Genomic DNA, 25,080 nt, shown 5'->3' with positions numbered 1-25,080 from the left:
CAATAGAACAACCTCCTGAATATACTCAACTTCAGTTACCTTTATGGTCAGATATACTAATGTTACCTGAACCAGAGAAACCAAAAAAACCAGATGAAGAAGATATTTTTCAAACTCCTGAAGAAGCAATAGAACAACCTCCTGAATATACTCAACTTCAGTTACCTTTATGGTCAGATATCTTAATGTCACCCGAACTAGAGGAACCAAAAGAATCAGATGAAGAAGATGTTTTTGAAACTCCTCTAATAGCAACTTTCTATTCCTTTAGAGGAGGAGTTGGTCGTTCTACTGCTCTAGGTTTAGTTGCAGGAATATTAGCTACTGAAAAAAAACGTCGAGTAGTAATAGTAGATTTTGATTTAGAAGCACCAGGAATTTCAATTTTATTGGAGTCGGATATTGATCTAATTAATCAAGAAAACTATGGTGTATTAGATTATTTGTACCAACGCTTTTTAAATCCAGAAGAAAAATTTCCTCCTATTGAAAGTTGTATTTATCAAGTAGAATTAAAAGCCCGTGGTGAATTATTTTTAGTTCCAGTTGGAGAATATGATGAAAATTATATCCATCGTTTAGCTGAACTAGACCGGGGAACTTTACAGGCTTTTTATCGCAGAGAAAATAATCCTGTTCAACAATTAATTGAAGATATTAAAGAGCAACTAAATCCTGATGTAATTCTAATTGATGCTCGTCCTGGATTTAATGATACTAGCGCTATTGCCTTATTAGATTTAGCTGATTTGGGAATTATCTGTTTTTCACCCACTGACCAAAGTTTTAAAGGGTTAAGTTGGATTGTACAAACTGTTAGTAAACAATGGCAATATCGAGGCAAACCAGACTTACGTTTTGTCCTGACACCGATGCCTGCTGTTGCTGCAGAACAACGTCAAATTTGGATAAGTAAAGTTGAAGATTGGATAGAGGAAAATTGGGGGTTATCAAGTGGTATAACAGTTGGCGAACTTTACTATGAAGTTAACTACAATCCTAACATTAGCACTTTATCAAGTCTCGTTAATGATTTACCTCAAAGTTTACTGGATAATTATCTCTCAATTGCAGAAGTAATTGATGCTAGTTTACCAGATATTCAACTTAGTCTAACAACTGACACTATTGTTGAAAAAGCTACCAAAAGAACTATTTTAAATGAGTTGAATTTTGTAGCAGCAACAGCACAAGATATAGAACCAGAAAAAATTCCAGAAATATTCCAACGTACAGAAGATTTCCCCAAATTTTTAAGCGATAAAAATTGGCTAATTAGAGGTGCTAAAGGTACAGGAAAAAGTCTGTTATTTAGACTATTTGTAGAGCAATCAGAAGAAGCTAAAAAACTAGCTGGTTATTATATAGATATCACGAATGTTAATTTTATTGCCGGGCATGGTAAACCTACAATCAAAAGCTATATTTTAGAGGGTACTGCTCTAGCTAGTTATGAACGTGAGGTGGGGGATGATTGCTGGAATTATTTCTGGTTAAACTATGCTTTATTGCAATTATGTTTTTATTTGCCAGAGTTGCAGTCACTCCTTAATATTAATGACAATTTAAAAGGTTTAATAGCTACTGAAAAACCTAGAAGCGCTGATATTGTTTCATGGTTAGTTGAGCAAGCAAAATCCTCAACAGCTAGTCTCGAAACTTTTGATCAACTAGGAGATATTAACTCATGGTTGCAAGAAAATAACCGACGAGTTTGGCTCCTCTATGATGAGTTAGATACAGGATTTGGTTATAGTCAAGAAGACTATCAGCGACGAAGGAAAGCATTAGAAGCTTTGCTCGCTTGGTGGTTGGAAAGTGGCATTGGTCTTAAATATATTGTGCCTAAAATATTCTTACGAGAGGATATTTGGAATCAACTTAACTTTACTAACAAAGGACATTACGTCAGTGGGCGATCGCTTGAACTGAAGTGGGAAGAAGCCGATCTCTGGCGACTTGTACTACGCCAAGTTCTCAAGAATTCTCCCAGTCTTAGGCAAACTATCAATCAGGAATTAGGAGTGAGAGTAGAACTGCTAGAGAACATTGAGTTGAAACAATTACGAAAAAGTCTTGAACATCTGTGGGGTGAACAAATGGGCGGTAGCAACAGGAGTTACACTTACAACTGGGTACGCAAACGAACTGCTGACAGCCAAAATCATAGTTTTCCCCGAAGCTTGATATTGCTTTTAGAGACAGCAGTTAAAATAGAGAAAGGTAACTCAAGAGAATATACTGATGAAAGAATTTTGCGTCCAAACTCTTTGATTGATGCTTTGCCAGAGGTATCTAAGCAGCGTGTCGATGAAGTGCGCAACGAATATCCCGAACTTAGACAATTCTTAAATGAACTCCAGGGTGAACGCTCTCCTATTGATAAGAACCAACTAACAGAAAAATGGAAAATTGAAGGTAAAGAGTTAACTACTCGTCTCCAAGACATGATTGAAGCAGGTATTTTTAAAGAGTATTCGCGCCGTAAAGATCCCTCCCGCTCCCCCGGTGTTTATAGTGTTGCTGAACTGTATTTGTCCGGACTGGGTATGACTCGCAAAGGACAACGCTAGGAAAAAAATCTTAAAGGTTTGATTTGATAATACTCTCTGGTAAATTAAGTTTTATTTCAATAGTCATTTTTGATTTTTTTGGTAATTTTTATTACAGGACTTACGCATGAGGTAGGAAAAACTAGGATTTGAGATTGCTATCCGTTCCGGACTGCTCCGCAAACCCTGTTGGTCGCACGAAAATACGTTGTACTGCGTAAGTCCTAATTATTTTAGGTTGAATACTTATAAATAGAAAGTAATAGGGAACAGAAGATTGGAAGAAAAATCACCCCCAATGGTGGTGCATAGTAATGGTACAGGAAGTGTGGGGAGTGTGGGAACAAAATATATATTCTCACCATTACTATGCAGGAGAACCAATCATTTTTCGTACCTTTTTTGTGAAAATCTGTTCCGTGTTCCGTGTTTTTTGTTTTGTGTTCTGTCTTTTTTGTTCCCTATTCCCTGTTCTCTATTGCCTATTCTGTTCAAAAAGTCTATATCTTTTTCGGAGATGTCTAATAGACATCTCAAAAAATAAAAAATTAAATCAATTATCGATCACAAACCGTCAATTCTTTTCCCTTACTCCCTGCTCCCTACTGCCTACTACCTACTCCCTCTTTTCTGGAGATGTCTAATAGCGATCGCTCTAATGATTCTTTGGTGTAATTTTCTATACTGATAATTATAAAGTGTAATGGCTTAATCACTATTAGTAATCCCCAAAAAACCATGGAAGTACACAAATCATCACCAACTCGTCACCTGACAGTGCTATATATTATTGGCCTCAGTGTAATTGCAGGGTTATTTGGAGTTGAAAAAATTATATTAGGAAAATCCCTAAAATATCAGTTTGCTATTTCTCGGATAGTTAATATTGCAGGTCGTCAACGAATGCTGAGTGAACAACTGAGCAGCACCTCATTAACTATCAAATTGAGCCAAAACTCAGAACTAGAAAAACAATATCAAAAGCAACTAAGGGATCTTCTCGAATTGTTCCAATCTTCCCATGAGGGACTACAATATGGGGATTCAGAGTTAGGATTACCTGCTAATAATAGTCCTAAAGTAAAACAAATGTTTGCTGATATAGACCCATATTATCAAACAATAATTGAGGCAGGTAATAATTTACTTCTAGCTAGAAACTTACAGCCAGCCCAGAAAGATATTAGTCCTTTTGTAGAGATTATTCTGGAAAATCAGGTACATTTTCTCTCAGGGATGAATCAAATTGTTTTTCAATATGATGCTGAAGCCCGAAAAAAAGTTCAGCAAACTAAACAAATTCAAAATTTATTATTTCTAGTAGCTTTGTTGCTACTTTTAGCAGAGGGATTATTTGTATTCCGACCTGCTGTCAAGCAACTACAAGCCTATATTGAAGAAAAAGCAAAATCTCAAGAACAAGCAATTAAAATGGCAAAAGAAGCCCAATCTTTAGCCAAACTGAAATCAGATTTTGTGGCTAACATGAGTCACGAAATACGCACACCAATGAATGCAATTTTAGGTCTGAGTCATTTAATGCTCCAGACAAAATTAGAACCTAAACAAACTGACTATATCAATAAGATTGAGAAATCTGGACAATCACTACTACGATTAATTAACGATATTCTCGACTTTTCCAAAATTGAAGCAGGAAAACTAGCTTTGGAGAAGATTGATTTTGACCTAGAGTCAGTGCTAGAAAATGTTACCAACCTAGTTGGTTTGAAAGCTGAACAAAAGAAATTAGAGTTCTTATTTGAAATTGAACCAGATGTACCTTCCTTCCTCAAAGGTGATTCTTTACGTTTAGAGCAGGTTTTACTGAATCTAGCTACTAATGCAGTAAAGTTTACCGAAAAAGGTGAAGTGATAATTCGCGTTACATTGCAAGAGATTACACAGAAGCAAATTAGCCTTCATTTCTCCGTCACGGATACAGGTATTGGGCTGACTCAAAAACAAATTCAAAATCTCTTTGAATTCTTTCATCAAGCTGATAATTCCACCACTCGCAAATATGGTGGTACAGGTTTAGGGTTAGCTATCTCTAAGCGTCTAGTGAGAATGATGGATGGTAAAATTTGGGTGGAAAGCGAACCCGCCAAAGGCAGCAATTTCCAATTTACAGCAGTTTTCCAGCCTGCTACCAATCCTCAAGCTAAGTTTGTAGTACCACCAGATTTAGAACACCTTAAAGTTCTAGTAGTAGATGATTATAGGGTTGCTAGGGATATTCTTGTCAACAGTTTGAAGTCGTTTTCTTTTGATGCAAATGGGGTAGCTTCTGGGGAAGAAGCTCTGGATGAATTGGTAAAAGCTAGTGATTCTCCCTACGGGCTTGTGTTAATAGATTGGTATATGCCAGAAGGCATAAATGGTATTGAGGCAATTCGTCAAATTCGCAATCAGTTAGATTTACCTAAGCAACCGCGTATTCTACTTGTGACTGCTTACGATAAAAGTGAATTGCCAGCTGATGTAGAAGAATTGGGAATAGATGAGTTCCTCTCGAAACCTGTGAGTCGTTCTGCATTGCTTAATTCAATCGTTAAGGTATTTGACCAAACATATTCTAAAATATCTCCCGATCAAAGGTTTGGGGAATCTAACCAAAGAATTGAACATTTGCAAGGAATAAACTTACTTTTGGTAGAAGATAACGAAATTAACCAAGAGATTGCTAAAGAGCTACTACAAAAAATAGGTTGTCAGGTTAGCGTTGCTAATAATGGTCTTGAAGCAATTGCTGCAGTACGAGAACATGAGTTTGATGCAGTATTAATGGATATTCAGATGCCAGAAATGGATGGTGTAGAAGCTACAAAGCACATTCGTGCTCTCGGAAATACCGATGCGCCGGACAAACAACGCTTTACTGATTTACCTATTATAGCGATGACAGCCCATGCTATGATTGGAGATAAGGAAGTTAGTCTACAAGCAGGCATGAATGCTCATGTAACGAAACCTATCAATCCCAATGAGTTATTTAAGACCTTAGCTCGGATAGTAAAACAGAAAACAATTTCTTTAAAAGAGAATAGTGAGTCTGAAATTATTGACCTAGAATTACCTCAATTAGAAGGGATTAATATTGTTCGTGGTATACATCTCTTTGGTGGCAATCAAAAGGCATACAAGAAAATATTACGGCTATTTCGGGATTATCGGAGACAAGACTTAGATAACATTCAAAATGCGTTGGCTGCATCAGATTACGAAACGGCTTACTTAAAAGCACATTCGATGATAGGAATTGCTGGTTATATTGGGGCTGATGAATTATATCAGGCAGCAAGAGCGCTAGAAATGGCATTGAGTCAAGGTAACAGGGAGACGATCCCTCCTTTGATGGATACATTTAGCGAACAATTTAAGAAGGTGATGAATAGTCTGTTAAAATTAGATACTCTTATGAATATAGAAGTATCGGATGAGGCTACTGATACTGCACTACAATCACCTCCTTGAGAAGATTTATGAGTTGGCGTTCGAGGATAGTTTTCAAGAATTGGAGAAGCAACTTAGGTTGTTTGAGAAAGTTGAGCAAAATTATGTTCCTTCTGTGCGACAGATTATATGGGTTTTCACAAAGGTAGACTACAAAATTTATTGTTATTAATTTAGAATGCACGAATTCAGAATTCAGAATTATTAAATTAAGGGATAGTATAAAAAACTTCTGCTTTCTGCCTTTAAGTAAAATATCTGTACTCTATGTTAATGAAAACTGCTATAAAAGGTTAGCAACAAGATTTGAAGAGACAGAAATTATTAAGCCGATCTCAAGTCTGGTGGCATAGATATTATATCAAATCCGATTGAATACTTGTTATATAGTTGGGATGGGGAGATGGGGGGATGGGGGGATTGAAGTGTAGATAGAATTATGAACATATACTATATAACCGAATTCTATATTATAAAGTACGGGTAAGGAAGAGGGAAGTGGTACGAAGAGCGATCGCTCTAATTAGGGCTGGGTGATTAAATCTAAAAGCATTGACATATAAAGACAAGTGCCTTTTTTGACCCAAAAAAGTGCGGCTGTTTCAGTCTAAAACGCTCAAAAAGTTAGTATTTTAGGCGCATAGTTGGGCACAAAAATCAAGGGACAATTCTTACTTCTACCTTCTCTAAATTCCCCGTTACTCCTGTCTCCTGTCTCCTGTCTCCTACCTCCTACCCCTACTAAAAGACTTTTGAGTGCAAACCCTAATTATTATCTTGTGCCACTCTCTCTTGAATTGCCTCTTCCATAATGTGGATATTTTCTGCAATTGGTATACCTTTTTCGGTAAAAACAGGAGGATATCGTTTGACTTCCACTCCTGGTGGAATACGAACAAGAAACCTAATTGCTTCTATATCGTCTCAGTGTTCTAAAACGTAAGCTTTTAATTCAGCTTTAGCCATTTCTTCAAAATTAGGTTTGATAAAAAATACTATTCAATAATATAGTCGGAAGAAATGTTAGTTTTTTTTACCTCAACCTAACCGACAATTGTATTCTTTAATAATTAAAAACAATGGTATTAATAGTATAATTTTCTATAACTAATAACAATGGTATAATTACGTTAAATAAACCGTGAGCTAGAATGCAACTTATAATACCGTATTTACGAAAAAGCCAACCTAATAATAAACCAATTGGAAAAATTTGGGCAAACTTCACCCAGTTAGGATTAAGAGTACCTGTATGTCCGATAGTCCAAAGTATTGAAGTCACTAAAATTGCCAACCAGTAGCGAGAATGTCGCCAGTTGAGATGTATTGCTAAATAGTTTTGTATTCCTAAGCGATAAATAATTTCTTCACTAAAGGCAGCAACGAGGAAAAATACAAAATTAGCAGCAGAATAATTCTCTCTGGTCATGTTGCCATCAAATAATCTCCTCATTGAGGAGGCAAGTTCAGGGTTAGTAAACTTAAATAAAATAATAGAGTATAATATGGAGAATGCTGTAATAGCCAAAGTAGGAATTATAAATTGGGAAAGTTTCAGTAAATGGTCTTTAACTTTCCTTGTAGAAACATGGTTTTGTAAATAGCGTGGATAGGCGAGTTTAGTAGCATAGTCCATTCCAACTGTTGTAAAAATCATCATTTTCAAAGAATCAATTAATAGCCGAATCATAATTCCAAAAACTTGGCCTAATGATAAGCTTTTCATATCAATACCTAATAAAATAGACAACAGTTGCATACCGAAAATAATACCTCCAGTTAATAACCCATAGTTAAAGTAAGGTTGGAGTTCATAACGACGTTTGTGCCAAATAATCAAGAAAGCAAAAAAGAAAAATACTCCAGAAAAACCCCAAATTAAGAAAAAAACTAAGTTTGTTGAATTCATAAAATTTTTATTATTAGTTTTTAGTTTTAGCGAGATAAATCCAATAGTTTCTATTCTAATATTTTTGAATTTGTTAAAAAATTGAGCCCTTTATCAAAAGATGATTTTATGATTAAATCATCAAAATATTGTTCTAAAAAAACATTTATATTCTTACTCAAAATTATCTTAATTAAAAAATCAAATATAACAGTATTTAGGAATATAAACTGTTATCAACTTATATCATGTGCCCCCTCCGGGGGAGCTACGAATTGCGGATAATTAGTTATCATAAATCTTATTCATTCTAAATTTACTCTTTCCCTCCTGACTACTGACTCCTGACTCCTGACTCCTTCAATCATGATTTATAAGTATTCAACCGAACATGATATTACCCCCCCATTTTTAAATCTCATTGCTATTTTTTAGGGCTGGATTTTTTTACCACTTTCTGACTTTTTAACCGTGGTTTCTTAGCACTAGGTTTTTTCGTAGTCGCGATCGCCAATACTCCTACTACCCTAATACCCTCTTTCCGCAAAACCTCTATAGCAGAATTCACTGTTGCACCAGTTGTATAAATATCATCCACCAACAAAACGGAGGCACGGGGACGACGGTTACGCAAATCTTTTCCCACCACAAAAGCATCCTTAACTGTTTCCAACCTCTCCCCACGAGACAAACCAAATAATGCCTGGGTTTGCTTCACCCTTGCCAAAGCATTTCGCCGTATCTGCAAACCTGTCGCTTCACAAAAACTATTGGCCAATAGTTCCGCCTGATTAAAACCTCGTTCCCTCTGCTTTTTTTTGTGCATGGGAATGGGTACAACTACTACTTTGTCAAGGTTTGCTACAGGGGAAGCTAACCACCCATCCGCCAACCAATATCCTAGAGGTCTTGCTATTTGTGGGTTATCTTCATATTTCATGGCAGCGATCGCTCGTTTGAGACTATCTTTATATTGACCCCAAATAAATACGGGTACTTCTCCAGGAAATATTTCTCCCCCACCAGGAAACTGACAGCGCCAAACTTGTTTTTCGCAGTATTGACAAAATTCTCTATCTGCCGATCGCTGACAAAGAGGACAGTTAGCTTTAAGAAATATATTTAGAAATGGTTTAAGTATTTTTCTCCAGATAAATTTAATCATTGTCATTTCAGTTTTGAGAGAGGGAACAGGGCACAGGGAATAAATAAGATGTGTAATTAATTTTGCTTATGAACTTATCAGTTAACAGTTGTCAGTCCCTCAAATCTGAATTAGGAGACTACAAAAATCTAAATTTTTCAATATTACCTTATGTTTATATAAATGATAATAGGCTTTTTATTTAAAACTAAATTAAAAAAAAGGTAGTTATTTCTGAATCTGTGATTACTGCCTTTAACCCAAGACTTTACAACACATATAAATTTGAAAAAATTATCTTTTTTATATACTACTCTCTCCCTATTTTTTTTCCTTTATTTCATAACTTTAGCAATATTTTATGAAATTAGTATAGCATGAGGAGACTATTTACTGATAAAATCAGACTTAAGCCCAAAAATCAGGTCTCAAGCATCCCCTTAAAAGGGCAGGGCTGTTTCATTCTTGGTTAAGGCAGAAGGGGAGCAGGGGAGCAGGGAGCAGGGGAGAATTTTCCACGCTTTATCCTGGATTTTCCCCCAATTTATCGATAAATAATTTTGGGGAAAACCATGGATTTTTCAGAAATTCCGTTGGTTTCACCAAGATTCTTTGGGAACTTTTCCCACTCTCTACCCCTAAAAATCACCCCTTTTTCCTACTTGTATCCCCAAATCCTTCTCTGGGTTCCCCCAACTTCCCTTGATTGATTATTTATTTGACTTTGAAACAGCCCTGCCTTAAAAGGGTATGAAAAAACTCAACTTCAGTATTTCAAGCCTCTAGCTTCAGCCAGAGGTATTGTTAACTGATAACTGAAATGACGTAAGCAAAGTGATAGTTTTGTGTATAAGTTTTACTGGCTAAATCAACTTCAATCATCAAACCGGGAGACAGTGGGAGAAAAAGCTTTTTATTTAGCTAACCTGATGGAGAAAGGTTATCCAATTAACCCCGGTTTTGTCATTCCAGCAAATAGCTTTTGGCAATTTTTACAACATATTGATTGGTCAGACCCTTTATTAGCTGATTTCCCTCATTCTTCTTTACATTTTAATATTAATGACCATCAACAATTACAACAGATTTCTCAATCAATTAATTACTATATCATCTATACCGATCTACCATTCGAGTTAGTCTCATCTTTAGAATCTGCAATTAATAATCTTAATGCCGAAGTATTAATTTTTCAGCCTTATTTAGCTGCTCCTAACCTGGAAACTTTTGGGATATTAGAACCAACAATTTGTGAAGCTAGATCGGCAGAATTTATCCAAGGAATTAAACAAGTATGGGCAGAAATATTCAAGGCTAAAAGTTTATTATATTGGCATAATCACCACATTGATATTCAACAACTTCAACCAGTAGTTTTAGTACAACCTTTACAATCAGCGATCGCTTCAGGAAGTATTCAAATTTTTCCAGATAATTGGGAAATTCAAGCAACTCATGGTTTAGGAATATCTATTGAAATGGGGCAAATTATCCCCGACTCTTATCTAATTTCTCCTGAAAATAACACTATACAAGACAAAAAATTAGGGAATAAAATTATAGGTTATAACCTTAATAAAACTATTGCAAAAGTAAGCTATACCAATACATGGCAAGAAATTTATCATCCTCAAATGCCTATCCCTGATACCTTACTAGCAGTGCAAGCTTTTTTCTTACCAGAAGATATACAAAAAGAATTTGCTTTAGCAGATAACCACCTACAATTATTACTTGAATTAATTCAGAAAATAATCAATAATTTCCCGACTGATTTTTGTTTTAAATGGAGTTTATTTAAAAGGGATGATAATGCCGATACTCAACTATTAATCACAGATTTTAAAAGACTTGAAAAATACTCTCAAAATTTAGAGGAATTGCCTAAATTAACAACAGAAGAAAAATCACAATCTGTTGTAAATATTGATTATCCTATTATTACCGGCATACCAGCATCAGCAGGGAAAGTAACAGCTAAAGCCATAGTTATTCAGAGTTTAGCTCCACAATTAGAAGAATTTCCTCAAGGATCAATTTTAGTTGTATCGGCAGTTATTCCTAGTTATTTGCCATTACTAAAAAATGCTGCTGGAATTATTTCTGAACAAGGTGGTATGACAAGTCATGCTGCAATTTTAGCTAGAGAACTTGGGATTCCTACTATTGTCGGAGCTACCAATTCTACTCAGATAATCAAAACAGGTAACTATCTATTAGTTAATGGTAATAGTGGAGCAGTACATCTACTTAAAGAACAGAAAAATAATCCTCAAACACTAGATATAGAAGTAGCAGAAAATCCTCTTCATCCTCAAAATTTTTTTCCCATTGGCAGTAAATTATTTGTGAATATCAGTCAAATTAATTCAATTAAAAAAGCTCAAGGTTTACCTATAGATGGAGTAGGATTATTACGGTCGGAATTAATGGCAATTGAATTGTTAGAAAACCGTCATCCTTTACAGTGGATACAACAAGGTCGTCAATCAGAATTAATAGATTTAATGGTGCAGCATCTTAGTCAATTTGCTGCTGCTTTTGCTTCTAAACCAGTTTTTTACCGTTCTCTCGATCTGGGATTATTTAATTCTAGTTATCAAGAAAAAAATTTAACTGAAAAACAAGAACAATTACCTCTAAATTCTTCTAGTAATCAAGGTAATCAGTTTAGTAAAAATATTCATCCTCAAAATCTAGCTCAAGAATTCAATTTTTCCTATGAAACTAATTATTATAATCCCATATTAGGACAGCATGGCACATTTAGTTATATGCTAGAGCCGAGGTTACTAGATTTAGAAATAAATATCTTATCTCAAGTACATAAATTAGGTTATAGTAATGTTCATTTAATCTTGCCTTTTGTACGTTCCGTAGAAGAATTTCAATTTTGTCGGAGTCGAATTGAAAACAAATGGAAATATAAACCAAATCATTTTCAAATTTGGATTATGGCAGAAGTACCATCAGTTTTATTCTTATTACCTGAATATGTAAAAGCAGGTGTACAAGGTATTGCTATTGGCACTAATGATTTAACCCAATTATTGTTAGGTGTAGACCGAGAAAAAGAAGAAATGAAAAGTGCTTTTGATGCTCGTCATCCAGCAGTAATGAGAGCAATTAAACAATTAATTTCTCAAGCTAAAATTGCTGGTATTCCTTGTTCTATTTGTGGTGATGCTCCTGCTTTGTACCCAGAAATAATAGATGATTTAATTCGGTGGGGTATTACTTCCATTTCTGTTAATGTGAATGCTGTTCAGCAGACTTATCAAGCGATCGCTCGTGCCGAACAACGTTTGATTTTAGAAGCAGCTCGACTCAATAATGGATAATGGATAATGGATAATGGATAATGAAAACTACAACAGATTCCGTACTAATAGACATCTCCAAAAATCAAAAATAAAATCAATTATTATCCATAAATTATCAATAGACATCTCCAAAAATCAAAAATAAAATCAATTATCAAGTATAAAACCTCAATTCTTTCCCCCTACTCCCTACTTCCTACTCATTACTCATTACTCCCTCTTTTCTGGAGATGTCTAATGAGGTGCAGTATTAGTAGGTTGGGTTGAGGTAACGAAACCCAACATCAACTATAGTGGAATAAAAGTTTCATTTAGGTACTATTAAAGTTTGTTGTTCCCGTTCAAATGTGTCTGAGATGAGAGCATTGACTCAATCAAAGAACAAGCGTTCGCCTTATTTTGCAGTCTTTCGCAATGTCTCTGAAGGCAACTCCCCAAACATGGTTTTGTAATCTCTAGTAAAATGACTCGGACTGTAGAACCCAAATTCACTGGCGAGAATAGCTATAGTACAATTTTCGGGTTCGCTTGCTTTCAGGTGTTGTCGTACTGCATTGAGTCGTCGTATCTTGAGATAACGCATCGGACTCAAGCCAAATAAGTCTTTAAAACCAAAAGATAACGCACAACTGCTGGAGCCTAAATTTTCAGCTAGTTGTTTTAAAGTCAGAGGTTTATCTAAATTAGCTAACATTTTTTTCTCTGCTTGACTAATCAACTTTTCTCTTCGGGAAGGTTTGAGAAAAGACTTAGAATTTAACTTCATGGGAATCTTACTAATCAACAAAGGAACGAAATCATCGGTAATGAGTTTTTCAATTTTAGGGTTTTGAAACCAAGTCGGTTGGTGTATTGCTAACCAAATCAGTGGTTTCAGATAATCTTTTATTTCTTTCATCCCAGTTAGAAGCAAATTTACATGATTTTTATTCCGGAAATTATCGTCTAGATCGTGGCGTTGTAGTTTGTCTGCATAAGTATCAAAAGTGTTAACAGGGATGATAATGTGTGTCAATGCTCCACCCTGAGGAAATATGTCGTGTGCTTCAGTGTTATTGAAACCAAAAAGAGTCCTTTGAGGTGCGATAGGGTGACGGAAAGAGTAATATTCCCTTTCATTCTCAGACCAAATTATCGCAAAAGAAATGTATTCCTTTCTCCCCTCACCTGAAAATTGAAATCCCTGGTTCACCTGATTACATACGAAAAATAAGTCACCAACCTGAATCGACAAAAACTCAGCTTTAACAGAACCAGGGGTGAGTTGTATTATTTCCTTATTTTTATACTCAAAAAACTCTTTGAAATTCTCCACATCTCTAAAGGATTTGGAGATAATCTTCGGATTGCCCATCCCAGGAGCATCTTCAGGTTGGGAAATTTTACTATTGTTTATATCCATCGACAGTAATAATAATTAAAACTAATAGGTAAAACAAAAAGAATGAAGAATTTCTATAACTGAGAAAGTTATAATTTTTGATCATCCACAGAGATAGCTTACTACTAAAGTAATTTTTAAGTCACAGAGTAGGCATGACCCACCGTGATTCAATGATGGCCTTGTAAGGCTAGGAAAATTAGCTTTGTTGAAGAGCTAAACAACAAAGTTTCCAAATATTAGTTTCGTTTATCAGGTTTTACCGATGATTTTGAATCGAATTTGGAGAACGGTGGTCGTAGTGGCGATCGCTACCTCTCTCCTCCTTGGAAATATCATATTACCCACAGGTCCTGTTCTTGCCCAAGTAACAGGAGATCCCTTTGACCGCGATGGCGATCCAGCTAATATCGGTCGGGAGTTTCGCCCCCCCGTTCCTATAGAAAACTGTTTCTGGAAAATGACTGTTGGTGCTGACCCGTACCACAACGCCTTCTATCCAGATCAGCAATCCGCCTATCCAACCGCTTTATTTTCTCTCCCTGAGGGTAGTCATCTTGAGGTCACGGGTGAATTTCCTCACGCTCGTTCGATGACATTTAGCGGTTACTTTTACGATCCAGATTCAGCGACCTTAGTTGGAGGGGATCAGCAGATCGTCGATTATCAGATTGAACCTGACGAAGGGTCAATTAACCCATTCCGAGACGGTGAGGATCGTACAGCAGAGAATCGTTATTATACCCTGAAATGGGTTCCTGAGAACTTTCCTGAATTCAACCAAAGGGTTGCTGAGGAGTTCCCTGAGTTGACAGAAAAGTTGAAAAGGGTTGCTGAGGAGTTCCCTGAATTAGCAGAAAAATTGACAGAGCTTCCTGAGAACTTTCCTGAATTAAAACAAAAGGTTGCTGAAGAATTCCCTGAGTTGGCAGAAAAATTGAAGCTCGAACCCAATACCTTATATCTTGGGGAGAAAGAGTTCCCCAATATCGGGTATATCGTGGTGATGCGAATCTTTGTCGGCGATAAGGGGACAAACCTGCTTGGTGGTACAGAATTACCAGAGGCAAAGATTGTTCTGGCAGATGGTAGCGAAATTGCGGGTGATGCACTTTGCAGCCCCGAATACTCTAAGTTCACTGGCGATATGAGTAGTGTTTATCCCACTCCAGCATTCGATCCGGTTGCTTATAAGGCAGAGCGCGATCGAACAGAGTGGTATAACCAAGACCGACCTGTTACCTGGCCAGCTCAAGATCCTCCCGAAATTATGCGTGAGTGGACTGCAAAGTATAATTTCTGTGCCAACTTCGAGGAAGGTCCTGACAACGCAGATAAGTGCGATCCCCCTGTAGATCCGAATGTCGGTTCCGGCGGATTTATCAATTCGACAACGGTTTATCTGGTGACGTGGATGGATCGCAATTTTGGCGAAGTCCTGGTCTTGCGAGGCAAAAAACCCAAGACTCCCACGACCTATTTTGGGGATGAAGCCTTTGACACGTCAGATGCTGAAATGCGTTACTTTTCTTGGGCGACAGACGAGCCGCTGTCTCGGGCGCGAGTTATTGATAGCGTCTTTGATGAAGAGATTCCAGTGGATGAAAACGGTGATTACACCATAGTTGTCAGTCGGCCATCCTACCGTCCGCAGAATGCACGGTATGAATGTGGTTATGCCTGGTTAGAGTTTCCACCCTCTGGTGATGGGTTTGGAGATATGTACCTAGGCGAGGTCCGGAACCGTTGGCAACTGCCTCTCAATGACTTTGAATACGCACCCCATAAAACCACAGAGCCTGGTGAAGAAGAGGATGTTATGGGCGAATATTTCCCCCACGGTCAATATTATCAGACTCCCCAAGAGTTTGACGATGATTTCCCGTGTAAGTCATAACCAGTTCCATTACCTGCTCACTAGAGCCATCCTTTGTCGTAATTGCTTGAAGTAGCTTTTAGGGTGGGCATTGCCCACCTTCCCTACTACAATCCGTCATTGAATCTAGATGCTGCAATGACATAACATGACATCAGCTCTAGCTGTAATACCAGACACTGGTGCTAACTATCTAGATCAGATTTACGATCGAGACTGGTTAAGTAAAAACAATGTAAAATTGCTTACCTTTTCTGAGCTTATAGACAAGATACGCAGTCACGATGCTGAAATGGTAACCAAATAATTACGAATTATAAATTACGAATTGTGCGAAGCGCTTGACAAGATCGGGTTAAAAAGCTGTATCTATGCAGCGTTGATCAAAACGGTGCGGGTATTCTCCTAACATTTATAAATATGAATTAGGATTTAGGCCAAACAATGTAATTCTCTCATTGGGAGCGGTACAGAAGCAACTGAGGTGGGTTTGGCTCCCCAAGATGTTCCCCCTGCTTTGTTGTTTTTTAATGTTGGGAAAGCAGATAATATTTCTGATGTTCAACCTCACTCCCCCTCATCTATTGTAGAAACCGGAATCGTATTTATGGACACCAAAAATCGTTTAACCTTCAGTTCTCTAATAACGTTAGTTTGTACCTGCTTGCTGGCAGTAATTATTGGACTAACCTCCAATCCTACTCCTACCAAAGCAGATGTTATCTACCACGCTTTCGATGAGTGTTTTGTCAATGTCACAGCAAAACTGCCTGAAGTTCAAGCAGCAGGATATAACTATATTCAAATTTCCCCTCCCAATCAAACACCCTCACGGGATGATGATGCCTGCACTTCAGACAAATACTGGTACATTCAATATCAGCCATTTGATTATGTTCTAGAGGGAAATCTAGGTTCGGAGCAAGATTTAAAGAATTTGATTGACGCTGCTCACGAACGGGGAATTAAAGTTATTGCCGATGTGGTCTTTAATCACATGGCTAATTATCGTTTTTATAAAGATGTTGCACCTTTCCCTCAAGCATATCCGCTCTACCCAAAAAAGGAATATTTCCGCGAGGCAAAATGTATTGCAAACTACCAAAATCCATACGAAGTTGAAAATAATTGGTTATGCAGTCCAAATGACAGGGAAGGATTGCCAGATTTGAGGACAGACTTACCTTATGTGCAACAGAAACAGCATGAGTATATGCAAAAACTAATTGCTCTTGGAGTAGATGGTTTCCGCTTTGATGCTGTCAAACACATTTCTGTGGAAGATTTGGAGAAGATTGTCGAAGTTATCCCTGAAGATAAATTTTACTATGGTGAAGTTATCGGTCGCAACTTTGACGAGAGCATGAAATATATTCCAGTGTTTCCTAAAGTAACGGATTTTCAACTGGTAAATACTTTAAAAAATGCTTTTGGTTATTGGGACTTACACAACTTTTAACCCCAAATATAGCCCAAACTCTCTCTGTGAGAGGCAAATACGTCGCGGTTATTAGCCAACCAATCAAAAAAACGGAAAGACATAGCTGTACGAAAAGCTTCTAAAGCCTCAGTAAAGGTCTTCAAAGGTTTGTTAGCCCATTGCCTTCGTAATCCCCCAGTTAACTTATGACAAATGATAAAAGTATAGGCACAAAATACCAATATAAAATGGCGTTCTAGACTCCATTTATCTCTTACTTGATATTCTCTTAACCCCAACCATCATGAGCGCTTCTCGATAAAAAACTTCTATCCAATTTCTGTTTGAGTAGCTATTTACTATCCACTCAGATGTTGCTTTTGATGGCTCAACATTGGTAATAAAATAATCAACTTCTGTGGCCTATTCTACAGAACTAGCATTCATAACGATAGCAAATGTTCTTTCTCCAAAAAGGCGTGAAGTCGATGCTGTAAATGTCGTCACCCAAACTTTTTTTTGTTTTTCTAAACTTAAGATAACTTGTTCAAATTTCTCTATTGGTATACTTTTAGATAATTCATCTATTCTAGTTTCTATTTCTTCGTTGGATTTTTGTTTAACTACTATTTTTCGATTTTTGGCGATTTTTCCTAAGTATTTTAATTCCCTTTCTTCGAGTTTTTTCAGAAATGTTGTATTATTGCCATAACCACCATCAATTAAAACTATTCCTGGACGGTGGCCTCTGCTAAGACTGCTGTCTATTAACTCTATTCCTATATCTGGCTTTTTCTGAAATAATTTGTCATCTTTTCCTTCTGGTAAAGAGCTTGAATTTTGATCTAATTTACTAAGTGGAAAATTAACTATGAATGAATATACTCGCATTACCGATTATTACGATCTTTTGATGACCCAAGGCTATTACGATTATGAAGGAATGGCCAATGCCGTCTACCCTTTGATCAAAGATGACCGAAAAAAAATACTGGAATTGGGTGTAGGAACAGGACTATTAGCGGAAAAATTAAAAGCACTTGCTCCCGAAGCTGAATTTACCGGAGTAGATATTACTACACCAATGCTAGAAATTGCTAGAAAGAGATTGGGAGAATGGGGGAAATTAGTAGCAGCAGATGTCTGTGATATGAACTTACAAGAAACTTTTGATATTGCTGTTTCCAGTGGAGGAGTCTGGGTAATAAACCAAAGAGGCGATCGGACAGATATAGGAAGTCATATCAAAGGTCTTGAGCAGGATATTAAGGGACTAGCTAATGTTGCTCAACACCTTGGTCAAAATGGGTTATTACTGTTGAGTATTCAGGGAGAACAGAAAAATTATCAACAAAATCTCCCTACAGGAATTGTTTATTCTCAGGAGATAGAAAAAATAGCGGAAAATGATGAAATTGAATCCATTGAAAAGAGTTATTTCTTTAAGAAAGACGGAGAAATATTAGCTCAACAAAAACTTAGTCTGAATTACATTAAGCAATGGAAGAAACCAGAAATTATGGAACAAGCTGGCTTTAGTTTTGTTGGTATTGATGAAAGTAAAAAGTTTCATGTTTATCGCAAAAGGTAAAACCAATAAATATCGGATTTTATCTAACGTTAATCTGATATTGAGAAAGTCTTGATTTCATACCAAAAAAAACAATCATCTAGTCAATAAATTTACTTAAGGAGAAAGTTATCCTATGGAAAGTACAAAACAGGAAAAAAACTCTACAGCTATTGATTGCTTTTATCTTTTGCAAAACCAAAAAGATATAGACCTGAGAAAATTTGCTCATCATCTTTTATTAGTTGAAAATGTTAATAGTGACAGCTTATTAAAAGCACAACTTTTCAGGGATATGAGCCAGCAAAAATTACTAAGTCCAGTACCTGAAATATTTTGGCGTGTAGATCGAAATCTTCAGGAATATAGAGAAAGATCGGGTATCGATCTACTAAAGTTAATTGATTCTATGCAAGAAATATGTAACTCTGGTGATGTTATATTAGAACTTGGTTCAGGATGTGGTTATGCAGCTAGTGAAATCAGAAGTAATGATGCAATAAAAAGTTTCTTCTCTTTATTCTCGATAAATGACATGATTCACTTTCCTGTACGTTCTTTAATCGGAGAAATTTTAGAGGTAGATTTAGAATATAAAAGTCTTTCTGAAAAAGCTAAAAGCGAAGTAGTTGACTATGTATATAAAATACTAAGTCTAGAAAAAGGAACTACTACTTCAAAGCAACTAAATTACGATCAAAAGTTTCTTTCACTGATTCAATCGGATGTTAATAACTTAATTCCAGCTTTGTCAGAGATTAATATTAAACTAAGTGATGCAGTTGGCGTACCATCCGAATTTGGAGTCATTCCTTTGACCTCCGAGCAAAGGGAATATCCCAATAAAATCTTTCTTCACGATCTGCAGCCATCTGCATCTGAATATATTAAGAGTTTAAGTAATAATCCTGAAAATCACATTAACCCTGATGTGATTAATTCCAATATTTATGAGTATTTATCTATCAACCCTATAGGGATGCTAGTAGGTGATTTCTCAGAAATATCTAAACTATCTGATAATTCTCTAGCTTTTGTATTTTCTATTAGAGGAACAACATATTTAGTTGATGATAAAAATACAGGAAATTTTGCTTACTCAGACCTTCTAATTCAGATACTTAAAAAACTACAACAAGGAGGAATATATTTAGATGATGGGGTCAGAGAAAACTTTGGCAAGCGCTATCGTTTACCAGAACTATTACGAGTACAAAAAGTAATCGATCAAAGCCATAATTCTGATACTTTGTGGGTAATAATTGGACCTGGAGTACCAGGAGATGACTTTAATCAGGAAGCTGCTATTAGGAGTGTTGCTATTACAAAAGGTAGTAGTAATCCTAGCATTTTGAGTAAAAATTTAGCAGATGAAAGGTATTATGTTCGTTCTTTTCTAGATGTTATTAATGACAAAGAATATTTGTGTACTTTAGATCCCCAAAAGTCTAATTACAGAGAAGTTCAGGAAGCAACTTCATAGCTAGTATGAGGTTGGGGTGCGTTACGGCGATTTGATTCATCTAGACCTGGAAAAGGAAACCAATCGATAGTCTAACGTACCCGACTAAATCCGAATTTATATCTTTTTTCATTATCTTATTCGGTATTTATTTAGCTGTATCGAGTCCTCGTCAGGAAGTTAGTCAATAGACATCTCCAGAAAAGAGGCAACAGCTCATCTGGCAACCCACCCCTAACACCTCCCAGGATGGGAATAATTGATAATTTATGGATAATAATTGATTGGATTTTTTATTTTTGGAGATGTCTAATAAGATGAAATGATTTTTTGACTGAGGAAACAAGATGAATCTGAACTCTACCAAATTCGGAGCTAAATCAAGCCGATAATTTCAGGAATAATGTCACACACACAAACAACAGCAAGAGCAAATTGGATGGGATTGATACTCTTGTCAACTGCCGTTTTGATTTTATCTTCAGCTTCAATTCTGATTCGACTCAGTGAAAACGAACTGGGTCCTTTTGCAACTATCTTTAATCGTCTTTGGATTGCGATTATTGCTTTAGTAGTCTGGAAAACGTTGGCGAAAGCACGCTCCCAAATCATTGAGGGTGTTTCCATTCAACCCGAAACTTACACGAAGAAAGATATAGTTCTGAGTGTAATGTCTGGTCTGATTAGCGTACCTTGCGTACTGTTATGGGCCTGGTCTTTAACAGAAGCTAGCGTTACCAACTCTAATTTACTCCATAATTTAATGCCATTATTTGTCGCTTTGACTGGATGGTTGTTTTTAGGCAAAAAATTTGATTATTACTTTTTGAGCGGTTTAGTTCTCGGACTGGGAGGAACGATTTCAATTAGCATAGAAGATTTCCAGATTTCTCCAGATAACCTGATAGGCGATCTAGCTGCTTTACTTTCTGCTTGGTTTTATGCAGGGACTTATATGCTTGTTGAAAAACTACGAGAAAAATTTTCGACAACTACAGTGCTTCTCTGGGCTTGCAGTATAGAACTATTAGTTGTTTTTCCGGCAACTTTGCTGACTGAAAATCAACTTTTTCCTTCTTCAACGAACGGATGGTTAGTCGCTATTGGGCTGGGCGTTTTCTGTCAAGTTATTGGTCAAGGAATTATGGCTTATAGCTTGAAGCAGTTTTCTTCAGGATTTGTTTCTCTTTTTATATTGCTCGAACCGATTTTTACGAGCTTTTTAGCGTGGATTATTTTTGCCGAAGAATTAACGGTTATGAATGGGATAGCTTTCTTTGTTGTTTTAACTGGAATTTACTTAGCTCAGTTGAGTCAAAGTGCAAGCAAACAAATCTTGAGTCAGGATGAAATTGTTTAAAAATTGTCGAAACTCTAAAGCCCATCCCAAGGCTAGCTATTACTGCTAGTCCAAGAAAACATTTGTACAATCTAAATTTTTTAACTCATGGTATACACGCAAAAGTATCCAACTGCTGTTAGCTCAATCCAAGAATTTAAACTTGCCTATTTCGGACGTGTTCTCTCTCATAGTCGTTTAGGAGAAGTCTACAGATTATGCTGTCATTCACAGGGAATTGACCTGAAACTTCGACAGTTTGAAGTGGAGCCGAAAGAATTAAAAGCAAAGATGTTAGACCTAAAATCTCAGTCAGGAACCCACATTTGCATCACCGTACCTTATAAAGTTCAAGCTTTTGAATTGTGCGATGTTTTAACAGAGCGTGCCCGTCAAGCGGGTTCGGTTAATATTATTCGCAACGAACAAGGAGTATTTTATGGTGATAATTCTGATGGAGAAGGTTTTATGAGAGATGTCAAGGATAACCATAGACTATCTTTTCGGGACAAGAAATTATTAGTCTTAGGTGCTGGTGGCGTGTTGCGGGGAATGTTGATGGAGCTTATTAACCAGGGTCCTAAAAGCATCTTAATTTGTAATCGAAATCAAGAACGTCTTGAAAGAATTAAACGGGATTTTCCCTTTGATGCGATCGCCACTTGCACTTATAAAAATATTCCTCAAGAGCCTTTCGATTTTATCATCAATGCCACGTCAGCTAGTATTAAGGGACATCACTTACCTTTAAATCCAGCTATCATTGGCCCAGATACTCATTGTCTGGAGTGTGCTTACAAAATTGCCGAACACACGATATTTCAGAAATGGGCATTTGCTTCTGGGGCTAAATCATCAATTAATGGTTTGGGAATGCTAGTCGAACAAGCCATAGTTGCCCTAGATTTCTTTTCTAATCTTTCTATCAGTTCTACTCCAATCTTGAAGCATTATGAGCGTCAATAGTCTTATTGATTCCTGGCATAAACTCGGCGATCGATCTGCACCAACAAATCTCGATCGCTTCGATAAATCCAAAAATCCTAATTGGACGCGCATCTGCGATCAGATTCTCGGTTTCAAAGAATTCAAACATCAACAATACCAATCTATCACTTGTCAAATTAGAATTATAGGTTAGCTGGAAAAATGAAGAGGCTTAACATGAACGAATTTATTAAGAATATCTATGAAGCGGACTCGGTTGTAGGGCGTAGTGGGAAAGCTCATAAACTACACTCCAGTATCGATCACGAAGAAGGTGAGTTTTTACTTTCTATCATTAATAGTGATTCCACGATCCGCAACACTTTAGAAGTCGGCTGTGCATACGGACTTTCCTCGCTATATATTTGCTCAGGCACAATTCAACGGTCGGGCGCTTCACACACTATTATAGATCCTTTCCAAAATACCCAATGGGATGGTGTTGGAATAAAGCAATTGGAGGCTGCAGGAATTGATTTCTACAGCCTAATCGAAAAGAAATCAGAATTTGCGCTTCCAAAACTCTTAGAAACCAATGAAGGTCAATTTGATTTCATTTTTATAGACGGATGGCACACTTTCGATCATACACTGCTAGATTGCTTCTATACAACTCGACTGCTAAGAGTAGGGGGTATCCTTGCCATTGATGATGTACACTTTCCATCAGTGAAGCGTGTTGTTGATTTCTTAAAGAATTACCCGTGTTACGAAGAAGTGGGAGTGGTTGGGGAAGATCAAGAGAATAGAATGGTCGCACTTAGAAAAATCCAAGAGGATAAGCGAAACTGGGACTGGCATGATGACGCATTTTAAAGACAAAGTAGATAACAAGGCAACGGCAATGGATCGTAGCTTCATTATTGCCGAACACACGATATTTCAGAAATGGGCATTCGCTTCTGGGACTAAATCATCAATTAATGGTTTGGGAATGCTAGTCGAACAAGCTGTAGTTGCCCTAGATTTCTTTTCTAATCTTTCTATCAATTCTAGTCCTATCTTGAAGCATTATGATCGTTAATAGTTTTATTAATTTCTGGGATGAACTCGCCGATAAATTCGATGTTTTTTTTATTGATTTATGGGGTGTGTTAATAGATGGTGAGCGATGCTTTCCCTATGCCATAGCGTGGCTCACATTTCTCAAGAGTCAGGGAAAAACCGTTGTCTTGATCAGCAATACACCGACAATGGGAGAATCCATGTCTGACCAACTTTCATGCCTGGGTATTAGCCAAATACTTTATCAAGCCATTGTTACTTCTGGAGACACAACTCGATATCTGCTTTCTGCTGAGACAGGTACTAATCAAACAATTGTTGGTTCCCGTTATTATTACATGGGTGAGGCTCAACATGAGCAGTTATTGCAGGGTTTACCCTACTCGCGAGTTAACCAACCTGAAGAGGCAGAATTTATACTGCTAACGGCAACAGATTCTGCTTTTGAGTCTGCTCAAGATTTTCAAGTCTTTCTAGAAAGAAAAGTGACGATGCTATGTGTAAATCCTGATTTACATACCCTTTCACTGCTCGGAAAAAAACAATTCTGTGCAGGTTCAGTTGCCCAAATGTATAAACAATTGGGTGGATCGGTGATTTATATCGGCAAGCCTTTTCCAGATATATTTGCCCTAGCTCATTCCCATGTCAACTTTGTAAATAAGGCAGGTATCGTTATGGTAGGTGATACACTTTATACTGATATCAAAGGTGCGCTTGATTATGGGATCAAGACAGCTTTAGTGAACAAAAAGTTGTTATCTCAAGATATTAAGCCTGATTATGTCTTCATGCAATTTACTCAATAATCTGTATCTATGTTTAGTTTTGTAATTCCTTGCTACAATGGTAAGGCTGCTCTCAATAATACACTGCAATCCTTATTTTGGCAGGAAAAATCTATTCCATTTGAGATTATCTTAGTAGATAATAATTCAAGTCGGGATAATCTTGATGAGCTTTATGAAGCCTACAAAGACAAGCTGAATCTCTACTTAATTAAGCAGCCTAAATTAAAAACGACCTACGCTCTAAGTCGCGCTCGTAATCTTGGCTTGAAACTCAGCCAATATCCTTGGATGATTACTCTAGACTCCGACATTATCTTACCTCCCGACTATCTAACAAACCTAAGTGCCGATCTCAATAAAACAAATCGAGATAAAAATGTTTTATTAACAGCAGAACGTATTTTTATCAGTCGTGGTGATATTGAGCCACTGACATGGAACAAACTAACAGAAGCAGTTCCCATTGCAAGTTCTTCTAACTATAATCGCATTGAAGATCGAAGACTTCCTTATCTCAAAAAATTAGGGACGACTCCTCATCCTTGGGCATTCTTTCATGGTTGCAATACCATTTTTCAAACCCAGAGTGCCATTGAAGCGGGTGGATTTGATGAAGAATATGATGGACATTGGGGATATGAAGATATTGATTTTGCTTATCGCATCATCACTCGAACTAACTGTCAACCCCTGTACTTACCCTCTATTTACTGCTATCACCAAGAAGAAGAACATTCTGCTCCAACAAATCTCGATCGCTTCGATAAATCCAAAAATCCTAATTGGAAGCGTATCTGCGATCTGATTCCTGGTTTCAAAGAATTCAAACGCCAACAATACCAAGCTCTCACTTGTCAAGAACTCAAATTGGATGAATCATAGAAAG

The 25,080-nt window shown here is 36.8% G+C and carries 19 protein-coding genes and 1 pseudogene; 15 read left to right on the top strand and 5 right to left on the bottom strand.

What is annotated here, in order from left to right; all coding sequences use genetic code 11:
- Together ACP6PL_RS27875 and ACP6PL_RS27870 are read left to right on the top strand one after the other, a co-directional pair.
- The coding region (locus ACP6PL_RS27875; protein WP_426548593.1) for a P-loop ATPase, Sll1717 family at positions 1-2,573 on the top strand (2,573 nt) is incomplete at its 5' end.
- A gap of 717 nt (positions 2,574-3,290) precedes the next feature.
- Positions 3,291-6,029: a response regulator gene (locus ACP6PL_RS27870; protein WP_426548592.1), complete on the top strand. Its 2,739-nt coding sequence runs from the start codon at positions 3,291-3,293 to the stop codon at positions 6,027-6,029.
- A 903-nt stretch (positions 6,030-6,932) separates the two neighbouring features.
- Here ACP6PL_RS27870 and ACP6PL_RS27865 read toward each other — a convergent pair.
- The 3 genes from ACP6PL_RS27865 to ACP6PL_RS27855 form a co-directional block, all read right to left on the bottom strand.
- Positions 6,933-6,995, bottom strand: a complete 63-nt coding sequence (locus ACP6PL_RS27865; RefSeq protein WP_426548602.1) for a DUF6887 family protein — start codon at positions 6,993-6,995, stop codon at positions 6,933-6,935.
- 76 nt (positions 6,996-7,071) lie between these two features.
- A complete protein-coding gene (locus tag ACP6PL_RS27860; protein ID WP_426548591.1) occupies positions 7,072-7,917 on the bottom strand; it encodes a CPBP family intramembrane glutamic endopeptidase in 846 nt (281 codons plus the stop codon).
- 403 nt (positions 7,918-8,320) lie between these two features.
- Entirely contained in the window at positions 8,321-9,067 is a 747-nt protein-coding gene (locus ACP6PL_RS27855; protein WP_426548590.1) for a ComF family protein, read from the bottom strand.
- A gap of 818 nt (positions 9,068-9,885) precedes the next feature.
- On the opposite strand from ACP6PL_RS27855, the gene ACP6PL_RS27850 reads away from it, so the two are divergent.
- A complete protein-coding gene (locus ACP6PL_RS27850) occupies positions 9,886-12,381 on the top strand; it encodes a putative PEP-binding protein (protein WP_426548589.1) in 2,496 nt (831 codons plus the stop codon).
- A gap of 376 nt (positions 12,382-12,757) precedes the next feature.
- Here the strand turns inward: ACP6PL_RS27850 and ACP6PL_RS27845 are convergent, their stop codons facing one another.
- Positions 12,758-13,765 (bottom strand): helix-turn-helix domain-containing protein, encoded by a 1,008-nt coding sequence (locus tag ACP6PL_RS27845; RefSeq protein ID WP_426548588.1) that lies wholly within the window; start codon positions 13,763-13,765, stop codon positions 12,758-12,760.
- Between the two features lie 244 nt (positions 13,766-14,009).
- Here ACP6PL_RS27845 and ACP6PL_RS27840 point away from each other — a divergent pair, with 244 nt between their 5' ends.
- From ACP6PL_RS27840 to ACP6PL_RS27830, 3 genes are all read left to right on the top strand, one after another.
- Complete coding sequence (locus ACP6PL_RS27840) at positions 14,010-15,641, top strand: hypothetical protein (RefSeq protein WP_426548587.1); 1,632 nt, start codon at positions 14,010-14,012, stop codon at positions 15,639-15,641.
- 127 nt (positions 15,642-15,768) lie between these two features.
- On the top strand, positions 15,769-15,927 hold the full coding sequence (locus ACP6PL_RS27835) for a hypothetical protein (RefSeq protein WP_426548586.1): 159 nt from the start codon (positions 15,769-15,771) through the stop codon (positions 15,925-15,927).
- 177 nt (positions 15,928-16,104) lie between these two features.
- Positions 16,105-17,079 carry an alpha-amylase family glycosyl hydrolase gene (locus tag ACP6PL_RS27830; RefSeq protein ID WP_426548585.1) on the top strand — a complete coding sequence of 325 codons (975 nt, stop codon included), beginning with the start codon at positions 16,105-16,107 and terminating at the stop codon, positions 17,077-17,079.
- Here ACP6PL_RS27830 and ACP6PL_RS27825 read toward each other — a convergent pair.
- Positions 17,076-17,883, bottom strand: a pseudogene (locus tag ACP6PL_RS27825) (transposase); the annotation flags it as partial. The gene ACP6PL_RS27830 and the pseudogene ACP6PL_RS27825 overlap by 4 nt on opposite strands.
- A gap of 28 nt (positions 17,884-17,911) precedes the next feature.
- On the opposite strand from ACP6PL_RS27825, the gene ACP6PL_RS27820 reads away from it, so the two are divergent.
- The 9 genes from ACP6PL_RS27820 (at position 17,912) to ACP6PL_RS27780 (ending at position 25,076) form a co-directional block, all read left to right on the top strand.
- The gene (locus ACP6PL_RS27820) at positions 17,912-18,631 is read left to right on the top strand and encodes a class I SAM-dependent DNA methyltransferase (RefSeq protein ID WP_426548584.1); all 720 of its coding nucleotides are present in this window, start codon (positions 17,912-17,914) and stop codon (positions 18,629-18,631) included.
- Between the two features lie 115 nt (positions 18,632-18,746).
- The gene (locus tag ACP6PL_RS27815) at positions 18,747-20,093 is read left to right on the top strand and encodes a hypothetical protein (protein WP_426548583.1); all 1,347 of its coding nucleotides are present in this window, start codon (positions 18,747-18,749) and stop codon (positions 20,091-20,093) included.
- Between the two features lie 382 nt (positions 20,094-20,475).
- Entirely contained in the window at positions 20,476-21,432 is a 957-nt protein-coding gene (locus tag ACP6PL_RS27810) for a DMT family transporter (protein ID WP_426548582.1), read from the top strand.
- A gap of 87 nt (positions 21,433-21,519) precedes the next feature.
- Complete coding sequence (locus ACP6PL_RS27805) at positions 21,520-22,377, top strand: shikimate dehydrogenase family protein (RefSeq protein WP_426548581.1); 858 nt, start codon at positions 21,520-21,522, stop codon at positions 22,375-22,377.
- Positions 22,364-22,552 (top strand): hypothetical protein, encoded by a 189-nt coding sequence (locus ACP6PL_RS27800; RefSeq protein WP_426548580.1) that lies wholly within the window; start codon positions 22,364-22,366, stop codon positions 22,550-22,552. The genes ACP6PL_RS27805 and ACP6PL_RS27800 overlap by 14 nt, the downstream gene beginning before the upstream one ends.
- A gap of 23 nt (positions 22,553-22,575) precedes the next feature.
- Positions 22,576-23,214, top strand: a complete 639-nt coding sequence (locus tag ACP6PL_RS27795; protein ID WP_426548579.1) for an O-methyltransferase — start codon at positions 22,576-22,578, stop codon at positions 23,212-23,214.
- On the top strand, positions 23,198-23,422 hold the full coding sequence (locus ACP6PL_RS27790; RefSeq protein ID WP_426548578.1) for a hypothetical protein: 225 nt from the start codon (positions 23,198-23,200) through the stop codon (positions 23,420-23,422). Before ACP6PL_RS27795 ends, ACP6PL_RS27790 begins: the two co-directional genes overlap by 17 nt.
- Positions 23,412-24,212 (top strand): TIGR01459 family HAD-type hydrolase, encoded by an 801-nt coding sequence (locus tag ACP6PL_RS27785; RefSeq protein ID WP_426548577.1) that lies wholly within the window; start codon positions 23,412-23,414, stop codon positions 24,210-24,212. The genes ACP6PL_RS27790 and ACP6PL_RS27785 overlap by 11 nt, the downstream gene beginning before the upstream one ends.
- A gap of 9 nt (positions 24,213-24,221) precedes the next feature.
- Complete coding sequence (locus ACP6PL_RS27780; protein ID WP_426548576.1) at positions 24,222-25,076, top strand: glycosyltransferase; 855 nt, start codon at positions 24,222-24,224, stop codon at positions 25,074-25,076.
- Positions 25,077-25,080: the final 4 nt, after the last annotated feature.

Source organism: Dapis purpurea BLCC-M126, assembly GCF_050015975.1.
Classification (GTDB): Bacteria; Cyanobacteriota; Cyanobacteriia; order Cyanobacteriales; family Microcoleaceae; genus Trichodesmium.
Note: the sequence above shows the minus strand (reverse complement) of the source record. Positions and strands in the feature narration are given on the sequence as shown.

Coding starts and splice junctions, on each gene's coding strand:
- ACP6PL_RS27835 (WP_426548586.1), top strand. CDS start 15,769: ATGACATCAGCTCTAGCTGTAATACCAGACACTGGTGCTAACTATCTA.
- ACP6PL_RS27810 (WP_426548582.1), top strand. CDS start 20,476: ATGTCACACACACAAACAACAGCAAGAGCAAATTGGATGGGATTGATA.
- ACP6PL_RS27860 (WP_426548591.1), bottom strand. CDS start 7,917: ATGAATTCAACAAACTTAGTTTTTTTCTTAATTTGGGGTTTTTCTGGA.
- ACP6PL_RS27805 (WP_426548581.1), top strand. CDS start 21,520: ATGGTATACACGCAAAAGTATCCAACTGCTGTTAGCTCAATCCAAGAA.
- ACP6PL_RS27795 (WP_426548579.1), top strand. CDS start 22,576: ATGAACGAATTTATTAAGAATATCTATGAAGCGGACTCGGTTGTAGGG.
- ACP6PL_RS27820 (WP_426548584.1), top strand. CDS start 17,912: ATGAATGAATATACTCGCATTACCGATTATTACGATCTTTTGATGACC.
- ACP6PL_RS27800 (WP_426548580.1), top strand. CDS start 22,364: ATGAGCGTCAATAGTCTTATTGATTCCTGGCATAAACTCGGCGATCGA.
- ACP6PL_RS27790 (WP_426548578.1), top strand. CDS start 23,198: ATGATGACGCATTTTAAAGACAAAGTAGATAACAAGGCAACGGCAATG.
- ACP6PL_RS27845 (WP_426548588.1), bottom strand. CDS start 13,765: ATGGATATAAACAATAGTAAAATTTCCCAACCTGAAGATGCTCCTGGG.
- ACP6PL_RS27840 (WP_426548587.1), top strand. CDS start 14,010: ATGATTTTGAATCGAATTTGGAGAACGGTGGTCGTAGTGGCGATCGCT.
- ACP6PL_RS27780 (WP_426548576.1), top strand. CDS start 24,222: ATGTTTAGTTTTGTAATTCCTTGCTACAATGGTAAGGCTGCTCTCAAT.
- ACP6PL_RS27870 (WP_426548592.1), top strand. CDS start 3,291: ATGGAAGTACACAAATCATCACCAACTCGTCACCTGACAGTGCTATAT.
- ACP6PL_RS27785 (WP_426548577.1), top strand. CDS start 23,412: ATGATCGTTAATAGTTTTATTAATTTCTGGGATGAACTCGCCGATAAA.
- ACP6PL_RS27855 (WP_426548590.1), bottom strand. CDS start 9,067: ATGACAATGATTAAATTTATCTGGAGAAAAATACTTAAACCATTTCTA.
- ACP6PL_RS27815 (WP_426548583.1), top strand. CDS start 18,747: ATGGAAAGTACAAAACAGGAAAAAAACTCTACAGCTATTGATTGCTTT.